The organism is Protofrankia sp. CiP1_Cm_nod2 (assembly GCF_920664355.1).
Classification (GTDB): domain Bacteria; phylum Actinomycetota; class Actinomycetes; order Frankiales; family Frankiaceae; genus Protofrankia.
The window spans coordinates 39542-42139 of the sequence record NZ_CAKKTL010000013.1; the positions used below are offsets into that span (position 1 = coordinate 39542).

General features: G+C 63.2%; 3 protein-coding genes and 1 CRISPR repeat array. Of the genes, 2 read left to right on the forward strand and 1 reads right to left on the reverse strand.

Translation table 11 applies throughout. From position 1 onward, the window contains the following. A partial coding sequence (locus tag NBW84_RS02730) for a hypothetical protein (RefSeq protein ID WP_250281381.1) occupies window positions 1–285 on the reverse strand: 285 nt, incomplete at its 3' end. A 280-nt stretch (window positions 286–565) separates the two neighbouring features. Continuing rightward, window positions 566–1583: a CRISPR direct-repeat array (repeat unit 36 nt; unit sequence GTTTCAATCCGGCTCGGATTTGTAGATCGCGGGGAC). A gap of 274 nt (window positions 1584–1857) precedes the next feature. Here NBW84_RS02730 and NBW84_RS02735 point away from each other — a divergent pair. Then, window positions 1858–2313 carry a hypothetical protein gene (locus tag NBW84_RS02735; RefSeq protein WP_250281382.1) on the forward strand — a complete coding sequence of 152 codons (456 nt, stop codon included), beginning with the start codon at window positions 1858–1860 and terminating at the stop codon, window positions 2311–2313. 81 nt (window positions 2314–2394) lie between these two features. Then, window positions 2395–2598: hypothetical protein (locus NBW84_RS02740; RefSeq protein WP_250281383.1), on the forward strand; the 204-nt coding region annotated here is incomplete at its 3' end.

Here is a 2598-nt window from a genome sequence, read left to right on the forward strand (position 1 = left end):
AGCCCCCTTCTCGGTCGCGACCAGCAACAGTCGGTCGCCAGGCACCCACAGCTCAAGCAGGATCTCCAACGGCACCTTCTCCCACCGCCGCTGGGGATCCACAACCGGCGTCGTCAGCGAACGACGAACAGTCTCCTCGTCCCCGGCATCAACAGCGGCCAGGAGCCCGGCAACCTTCTCGGGCAGGCTGGGCCCGGCGGACCCACCATCGCCCCCGGAACGCAACCGTGCCTGACTGTCCACCCCCAGATCGGACGCCCCGAGAACGTGAACGAACACCCGCATCACGACCACCCCCGTAGAAACCGACCACGAGGGTACCCGCCACCCCCGAGACACCAGCAGCCCACCCACCTACAACCGACCAGGTAGCTCACTGGCGCCCCTACGAGTACAGGGTGGCTGTCAACGAGACCATGCTCCAATCCGACCCGGATTTACAGATCACGGGAACCATTCGACGACCTGATCGCACTCGGCATCTTCACCGACGGGTTTCAATCCGACTCGGATTTTGTAGATCGCGGGGACACCCGACTAGGAGAAGTCCAAGGATGGGCATCATGTTTCAATCCGGCTCGGATTTGTAGATCACGGGGACCCGATCATCGTTTTCGTGACGGTCCTGGGAACCGGAGTTTCAATCCGGCTCGGATTTGTAGATCGCGGGGACGCGGCAGTTCCGCGGCTGGGGTGCCATGTTCGGTTTCAATCCGGCTCGGATTTGTAGATCGCGGGGACCTCACCGCAGAAGGGGCGGCGAAGCGCCAGAAGTTTCAATCCGGCTCGAATTTGTAGATCGCGGGGACCCAGACCAGAGCCCGTCCAGAGTGGAGGGCCTGCCGTTTCAATCCGGCTCGGATTTGTAGATCGCGGGGACCGGACATCCTGTTCCGTCCGCTGGAGGTCATCCCGTTTCAATCCGGCTCGGATTTGTAGATCGCGGGGACCCAACCGGCGCAGAGTTCACCTCGCCAGCCTCCTGGTTTCAATCCGGCTCGGATTTGTAGATCGCGGAGACATCCGCGGTCCTCATGTTCCTCCCCGGGTGGGCCCTGTTTCAATCCGGCTCGGATTTGTAGATCGCGGGGACCAGAGCTTTTGCGGTCGGCCAACCAGGCCGAGTTTCAATCCGGCTCGGATTTGTAGATCGCGGGGACCATTGACGCCGACGAGGCGCGCCGCATGGTCAAGTTTCAATCCGGCTCGGATTTGTAGATCGCGGGGACTATATTCCCGAATGGATAGTTTGGGAGTATTTGGTTTCAATCCGGCTCGGATTTGTAGATCGCGGGGACCAGTACCAGAGTCAACTGAGGAGGTGATAGCATGAGTGGTTTCAATCCGGCTCGGATTTGTAGATCGCGGGGACAAATAGTTGAGCTTATTGCTTATATAAAGTCCGCCGGTTTCAATCCGGCTCGGATTTGTAGATCGCGGGGACAACCCCGCCCTCCCGGAGGGGGCGGCCCTTAAGTTTCAATCCGGCTCGGATTTGTAGATCGCGGGGACCTGGGACAGCCGAAGGACGGTTTCCCCGTCGAGGAGTTTCAATCCGGCTCGGATTTGTAGATCGCGGGGACCGCTGTCCGAATTGTACCCCGTCTGAGCTGGGGGTTTGCAAGATCCAACCACAACCTCCTTTTGAAGGTCTTTTGGATCATGATGAAATGATCTAAAAATTCTGCGTCGTTGCAGGTCAGGATACATGTCGATCTCTCACCACAACCTCCCGGGTTCGTCGGCGTGTCGGAGGTTGTGGTAGATGATCTCCCTGGGGTGCGTGTCTGTCCGTCCGGATCGGGTGCCGGGGACCCTCCGGTACCCGATCCGGACAGGCCACTGGAGCACACGCCGATGGTGACACCTCCTCGACTTCGCTTCGACGGCCGTGGCGTGGCCGTCCCCGAACCCACCTCTACGGCCGACACGGACGACTTCCATGATCCCACCGCCGTCCCCTTCCCGGATACCACCATGCCCGGAGCGGCACCGGCCCGTCTCCCGATCGGCCCAGCGGCCGTCCGCCGTCGTCGGCGGCGTTCGTCATCACGGCAACGGCAACGGCAACGTGCACGGCAACGGCAGGCCGGCCGGCGGCGACGACGGCCGTTCCCGCGTCAGCGTGCGCGGATACGGCGCCGGGCGCGCTTCCGCCGCCGTATCCGCGCACTGGTCCGGCGGACGGCAGTTCTGCTGATCGTTCTCGGCGCCGTTCTGGTGGCGGCCGCTCCCGGCGGGCCGGCCGGCCTCGGCCTGGAACGCGCCGCCGTCCTGCTCGACCGGATCGCGACCGTGGCGACACCGTGGTGAACCTCCGTCCGCGACCGGGGGAACCAACGCCGCCCTCCCCCGTCCGTCTGCACCTCGTGGAAACCACACGAGGAGGTGGCGATGGCCCGCACCATCCGTATCAACGGCATCGACGTCCCCGTCATCGCCGACGAGATGACCGGCGCCGACATCAAGGCAGCCGCGGGCGTCGGCGACGACCGGGTGCTCGTCCGGCAGGAGACCGACCGGAACACCATCATCAGTGACGACCATCGGGTCCGCGTCGCGGATGGTGACGTCTTCGCCCACCACGCCCGGCACTCC